Origin of the sequence: Pseudomonas sp. xss_4 (assembly GCF_043104125.1) — a bacterium.
In the GTDB taxonomy this organism is placed as follows: Bacteria; Pseudomonadota; Gammaproteobacteria; order Pseudomonadales; family Pseudomonadaceae; genus Aquipseudomonas; species Aquipseudomonas parafulva_B.
The window spans coordinates 121,062-128,144 of the sequence record NZ_JBICKJ010000065.1 but is presented as its reverse complement, the minus strand read 5'-3'; the positions used below and the strand labels follow the sequence as shown (position 1 = coordinate 128,144).

Sequence of the window (7,083 nt, the reverse complement as noted above, 5' to 3'; positions counted from 1 at the left end):
AGCGAGGGGACCCCGGAGCGCAGCGCAGGGGCCGGATGATAGGAGCAGGCGGTTTTTGCTCACTTTTTGACAAGACAAAAAGTGAGCCGCCGTAAGGGCGGAAAGGTGACTGTGCGCCACCCGCGCTAATGAATATCAACTTGCTGCGCGCGCCCACGCTTTCAAGTTTCAAGTTTCTCAATAAAACTTAGAGCTTAGAGCTTAGAGCTTAGAGCTTAGAGCTTAGAGCTTAGAGCTTAGAGCTTAGAGCTTAGAGCTTGGAGCTTGGAGCTTGGAACTTGGAGCTCGGAGCTCTGAACTCAGAACTTAAAACCGGATAACATAAGAACCCCCATCCAGAACCCAATCAACCCGTCCCAATCTCCCCCCCATCCTCCCGCTGAATCACCACCGTAGAAGACCGCGGCCGAACCCGCTTGCCCCCAAAAGCCCCCTCGGTAGCATCTTCCGAAACTGGCCAGTTCCCCGGATGCTGAATATTGATAAACAACGTCCTGTTATCCGGCGTAAACGCAATCCCCGTCACCTCACACCCATTGGGCCCCACGAAAAACCGCCGCAACCCCCCTTGGTTTTCCCCATTCACCGGCACCTGTCGCCCCGCCGCATCCACCAGCAGACCTGGAATCACCGCCAGCAGTTGGTCGTTGGTGTAGTCGGTAAGGGTGCTCTCGCCGTTGTCAGTCTCGAACCACAACACGCCGCGGCTGTCGAAACTCATGCCGTCGGGGCTGGCGAACTGGTTCAGTTCGGTCAGGCCGGAACGGTTGATGTCGGCAGCACCGGCGGCGTTTGCGCCGAACACGAAGATGTCCCAGTTGAAGCTCAACTGATCGTCGCTGTCGTGCCAGCGAATGATGTGGCCGTGGCGGTTCGGGCCGCGTGGGTTGGCCGCATCGACCTTTTCCGGGGTACGTGCACTGTTGTTGGTCAGGGTCAGGTAGACGTCGCCGTTCAGCGGGTTGACCGTCGTCCATTCCGGGCGGTCCATCGGCGTCGCGCCTACGGCATCGCCAGCGCCACGGGTGTTGAGGATGATGCCCGGCAGGTCACCATACAGCGCGCCCAGGGTGCTGCCCCCCGTGGTGGCGGTGGCCACGTCCAGCAGTAGCCATACACCAGTGCCATCGGCGTTGAAGCGGGCCACGTAGAGCTTGCCCTGGTCCAGATACTTGGCGCCGGTAGCGAGGCGGTCGGCCGGGTTGGCATCGGCGGCATCCCACACGGCGGTTGACACCCACTTGTACAGGTACTCGTTGTTCGAGTCGTCACCCATGTACCACACCAGCGGCTTGCCCGCGACCGGCAGGCTTGGGGCGCAGCCCTCGTGGCGGAAGCGGCCCAGCGCGGTGCGTTTGGTGGCCAGGGTGCTGCTGTTGTACGGGTCGATCTCGACGATGTAGCCGTAGGTGCTGGCTTCGTTGCGGTAGTCGTCGGTGGCGCTGGCGCCCTTGATGGTCACGTCGAAACGGGCAAACTCGTCGGCCTCTTCGGTGCTGTCACCGGCTGCGCTTTCCCACTTGTACTGGCCGGTGGAGGTGCCCACGCCAATGCGGCGCTGGTCTTCGGGGCGGGTGCCCTTGTTGACGAAGATGCCCGGCCAGTTCTCTTCACAGGTCAGGTAGGTGCCCCACGGGGTGTAACCGTTGCCGCAGTTGTTGTTGGTACCGCGGCAGTGAGTACCGGCGGTGGAGTACTTGGTCTTGACGTGGTCGGTGCCGCGCAGCGGGCCGGTGATTTCCATGCGCGAAGCCGTGGTGAAGCGGCGGTTCAGCGGGTCGTTGTCGACAACCTGCCAGCGGCCGCTGACTTTTTTCAGGCGCACCACGCCAGCCCCATGGGCGTTGATTTCTTTTCGCACTTCCTCGACCGGGCGCTTGCCGTTGACATCAGTGGTTGGGCCAGCCGGGTGCAAGGCTGCAGGGTCGATGTACTCGAAGTTGATGGCCAGCAAGCCATCATCCGAGCTGCCATTGATGGGGAAGAAATGCATGCCGTCATGGTGCATGCCCATGGCGTTGGCCTGGTCGACAGAGGTATTGCTGCCGTCCGGCTTCCAGGGCGCGGCGTTCCGGTTAAGCGGTGTTCCCCATGGGGCCAGCACGCGTGCGCGGTAGCCCTTGGCAAGGGTGCACGCATCGGTGCGTGACCCAGGGATCGAGTCGAAGCCCAGCGCCAGCCCTGACCTGGCAGCGTTGCCGGTGACCGGCTCGCCAGGGCCGGCGGGCCTGCGGATATCAGCACCGCTGAAACAACCGCCCAGGCTGGTGCCGGCGATCAGGGTGACGGCGGCGGCCAGGCCGCCGCGCATCACACTGCGTCGGCTCAGGTAAATGTCCATGACGGTGGCCATGGCCGTGTTGGTGCTGGGGTTGCGGTCCAAATTGTCGCCGGTGTCACGACTCATCACATGTCCTTGCGTTGCAGAGTTCAGACCGCACTCTAGTGGGCGATTGTGACGTTTGGTTTGCAGAACCATGAGCGGACGTTGCAACCCTGTGGCGCATTTGAAGAGGCCCCGCAAAGGGGCGCTCTGCCAAGGTTGCTCAGTCGCGCTTGGCGCCCAGGCTCGATGCCCACTGCTCGTTGCGGTTATGCCCACTGGTGCGGATCAGCCCGAGATCCAGGGCGTTTTCACCCTCTGCAGACCCTTTGCCCTTGGCAATTTCGGCAATGGCGGTGCCCAGGTCCACAGGGGAATTGGACGCATCGATCGAAACAGCCCGCCGGTAGTCGCTGCCGCTCAGGGTTTGCTGCTTGATCGAGTTGGCGTCCAGCTTGACCTCGCCCCTGGCCGATTGCAGGCGGGCGCCGACCAACTGGGCGTTGCCGCCAACCTGCAAGGCGATGCCCTCGCTGCCTTTGAGCGTGGCCTGTTGGGCGACACTGTCGCGTTGCTCGTGGACCACCTCAAGTCGCAGGGTAGGCGAGAAACCTGGATCAGCCTTGCTCAGGGCAGGGCCGGCTTTTTCGCCGACTTTGCCGCCTAGCGGCCCGGCCAGCGATGTAGCAGCGTTGACATAGCCTTGTGGGTTCTTTTCCTGACTAAGCCTGGCATCACCCTTGACGCTGAGGTTATTGACGCGGTCCATCAGGCTGGCCACACGCAGATCGCCCTCTATGGCACCTTCGATCCGCGCGGCGTCCAGGCTGACGCCTTCGAGGCTGGCATCGCCGCCGCTGTGCAGCGCGATGCGCTCGGCACGCAGGTTGCCGGCGTTCCAGGTGAGATTGTCGCGCTTGTCCATGTCCACCTTCAGACGGCCATGCAGGCCCCGCGTGTCCAGTGCGCCACTGCTGGCGTTGAAACCGGCACCGGCGGTGATGTCGAGGTTATTGCGCAGTTCCTGGTTCGACGAGGCTTCCAGCCGCATGCCGCCGTTCATGGCATCGAGCACGATTTCCTTGGCGTTGGCTTGCAACCCCTGGACCTGCAAAGCCTGCGCGTCGCGTGCGCTGCTGGTCACGCTGAGGCGACCGTTACTGGCAAACTGCGCGTCGATGGCCTGGCGCGCGTTCTCTTGCTGCTTGCCATTGCCAAAGTGGCCACCTAGGCCCCCGCCTTGCGTTGTGCCGGTCTTGGCGGCCAACTCCAGGCCACCGCCCAGCTTCGCGCCACTGGCCTCTTGTGTGGCGGTTGCCGCCTTGACCTGCAACTGGCCATCGCTGTGCAGCGTGATATCGCCGGTCGGGGCTTCGCGGCTACCGATGCGCGTGCCTTCGAGCGTCAAGTCGCCACGGCTGGTCAACACCACCTGGCCCTTACTGTCGATCTGCGCCACCTGAGCTGTGCTGGTGGCTTGATCATTGCGCGCATGGTCCAGATAGCCGCGCCCATCGATGCCGGTACTGCCGGGGCGATTGCCGACCTTGACCCAGGCATTGCCGTCCAGCTGGCTGGATTGACGCGCCTTACGGTCAGTGGCTTGGGCCAGTTCCAGCGTACCGTCGCTGTGCATGCGCACGTCGCCTTTGCCTCCATCGATACGTGTGCCTTCATAACGCCCATCGCTGCCCAACTGCACCTTGATACCCTGCTGGCCATACAGGGAGCCCGCCACAGCCGTACTGACAGTGCTCTGGCGATCCAGAGAACCGCCGTTGCCGGCCGCGCGCACGTTCAGGTCCTGACCGGTAGTGGTATCCAGCCGAGCATCTGCACCAACGGTCAGGTGCTGCTCGCGCTTGTGCTCGGTATTGGCCGCAGCCTGCATGTCATGGTGCTGCGCCTGAATGTCGAGCGTGCCCGCATTGGCTCGCCAGGCAGTGCCCTGATCCTTGAGGGTATCGACCTTGACCTGCACGCTGGCACCGGAAAGTTCGCTGACCTGGGCAAAGCCACGGCGCTGGTTTTCCAGGCGCTTGAGGTGCTCGACGGTCATGTCGGCGCCTACGCTGGGCGCCACCATCGCGTCTTCGGGCGAGGCCTGCTGAAAGCGAGCAGCTTCTTCACCTAGCACCAGACGCTCGATGGGCCGGGTGAGATCACGGTATTCCAGGCTCCCGCCGAGGCTGGCAGACCAGTCATCCTGGCGTTGGGTTTGCTCGGAGGTGTTCTGCACCGCACGGTTCTCCATATGGGTGGCGGTAACCTGCAACGTTTCGCCGGCGTTTACCCGCGCAGCCTCGGTCACCAGCTCGTCGCTACGCAACCGTACGTTGCCGCTTGCCTGCAGTTCGGTGCGCTGCATCTTCTGCTCACGGTTGGTCTGTACGCCACGCTGGTGGTGGCCATCGAACTGGCTACCTATCCGGTCGATCCCGCCAGTCACCGTGAGGCCGCCACCACTCTGGGTGGTGGTAGTGGTGGTTTCGTGGGTAGCCTGGGTGGTGCCCAACGTCACTTTGCGGGCATCAATGTCCAGGTCCCCGGCCAGGGCGTTGATGGTGGAGCCGGTGACCTGCACATCGGCATCGGATTTGACACTCACCAAAGCCCCCTTGAGCTGGCTACCCACGTTTTCGGTTTTCTGCTCCTGGCCAGTGCGGGTGACAACGTCATAGCCCACGCTGGCCTTGTACTGGCGAGAACCGGGCTTGTCGCCGTCGGCCTCCTTGGTCTGCCCGGCGCTGGCGGTGAAGGTGCGCTGCTGGTTTCGAACCTCGCGTTGCTCGGTCGCCTGCACGCCAGTGATTGCCACATTGCCCTTGGCTTCGAGGCCAAGATGACCGCCAGCGCTGACATTGGCGCCCTCGATACGCAAATCCTCGGCACTGACCAGGCGCAGGTTGCTCTGCGCCCCTACCTCACTGACCAGCACCGCTTCGTTGCGCTCAGTGCTGCGGCTGTCGCTGGCAATCAGGCCGAACAGCTTGCTGTCGCGTGCATGATCGGTCCGGGTGCTGGTGCCCTTGTCCGCCTCCACGGCCAGCGAGCCTTGCTGGCTGTGCAGCGTCGCATCCTGCAGGCCTATTACCGTGCTGCCTCTGACAGTGAACTTGTCGGCTGTGACGGTCAGGATGCCATCGCTGGTGAGGGTGCTGCCTGCCAGGTTGCGGCCCTCTTTCTCGTTGCCTTTGTGATCGCCGAAGAACGTACCGGACACCAGGTCACCGCGATAATTACGGCGCGTACTCTGCTCCTGCAACTGCGTCGTGGCGATCATGCCCTCCTTGGCCATGATGGCCAGGTCGCCGCGGCTGTGTAGGGTGCTGCCCTGCACGTTCAGGTTGCCGGCCGTCTGCACCTGCATCTGCCCTGCGGTGAGCATGCTGCCCTGGGCGTGCTCGGTGAAAGTGTCCGTGTCGCTGTCACCGCGCCACAGGTCCTTGCGGTGACGGATCTTTTCCTGGATGGCCTGGCTGTCGATACCCGCCAGGATGTCCAGGTTGCCCCCGCTGTCCAGATTCAGCCCATTGCCCGCTTGCAAGGTGGCGGCGGTCATGCGCATGTCGCCGCCGGAGGTAAGCACGATGCTGTCGTCGGCCTCCAGGCGGGTGCCGTGCTGCTGGGTGTCGGTGGTCGTGGTGTCGCGGTCGTAGGTTTCGCGCGTGACGAACAGGAACTTCTTGCTCCATTGCTCGTTGTCATGCTTGACCCGCTCAAGGGCCTGGGCATCGAGGGTCAGGGCCTGACCCGCCCGGGCTTCGATGCGGGGTGCTTTGGCCTCTACGGTGCGCAGTACCAGATCGCCCTGTGCATCGAGCTTCAAGGGGCCTTGCCCGCTGTGCAGGACGGTTGGGCTGGCCGCCGTACCCAGCACGTCCAGGTTGCCCGCCGACGCCATTTCGATGCCATCCGTGGCACTGACCAGGGGGGCTCGTACCCGCACACCCGCACCTTCGGCAGTGCTCACCACGCGGATGCGCCCCGCCTGCATGGCACCGAACAGGCTGGCGTCGATGCTGGCCGGCGTGGCGGTACGGTGCTCGACCACCGCGCCGCTAGCGTGATCGATCCGGTTGCGACCAGCGGTGATGTCCAGGGTGGTCGCGGCCGCCAGCAGGCCTTGGCTGTCGATGCGCGGCGCAATCAACGCGAGGGCGCCGTCGGCATTGCTCTGGCCGCCGTCCAGCACCTGCAGGGTGCCGCTGGCGTCGAGGGTATTGAGGTACTTGAGCTGCTGCTGCTCGAACGCCGGGGTGCCTACCAGAAAGCCTGCACGCGTGGTGTTGATGAAGCTGCCGCCGTTGAGGGTGATGCCGTTGGGGTTGGCCAGGATGTAGTCGGCAGCACGGCCGAATATTTCCTGGGGGCCCTGGATCAGTGAGGCACTGCGGCTGACCACTTCGTTGAGGATGGTCGACGCTGCCTGCCCCTGGAACTGAGGGTTGGCGGCCAGGGCACCGGCCAGCTGCGATTGCCCAGCCTGGGTGGCGTTGTTCAGCACCAGGCCTGCACGGTCGACGTTGTACTGGTTGAACTGGTTGTGCGAGAGGCCGTTGGCATCGGGCGGGACGATCTCGATCACCGGGACACCGTGGCCGTTGTTGATGAGCGGGGTGCCACCAGGGCCGTTGACGGCGTCCAGACCGCCTTCGGCCAATGCGCTGGTAGAGCCGAGCACGATCAGAAAGATAGCCCAGCGCAAGGTGTCCGGCTGGATGCAAAGAGAGGGCGAGGATGTCTTCATGGTTTTTCTC

The 7,083-nt window shown here is 63.6% G+C and carries 2 protein-coding genes; both read right to left on the bottom strand.

The features are described 5' to 3' along the window. Positions 1-346 precede the first annotated feature (346 nt). The gene (locus tag ACF8GB_RS12480) at positions 347-2,407 is read right to left on the bottom strand and encodes a PhoX family protein (protein WP_392527111.1); all 2,061 of its coding nucleotides are present in this window, start codon (positions 2,405-2,407) and stop codon (positions 347-349) included. Positions 2,408-2,546: 139 nt separating this feature from the next. Further along, positions 2,547-7,073: a hemagglutinin repeat-containing protein gene (locus tag ACF8GB_RS12475; RefSeq protein ID WP_392527110.1), complete on the bottom strand. Its 4,527-nt coding sequence runs from the start codon at positions 7,071-7,073 to the stop codon at positions 2,547-2,549. Positions 7,074-7,083: the final 10 nt, after the last annotated feature.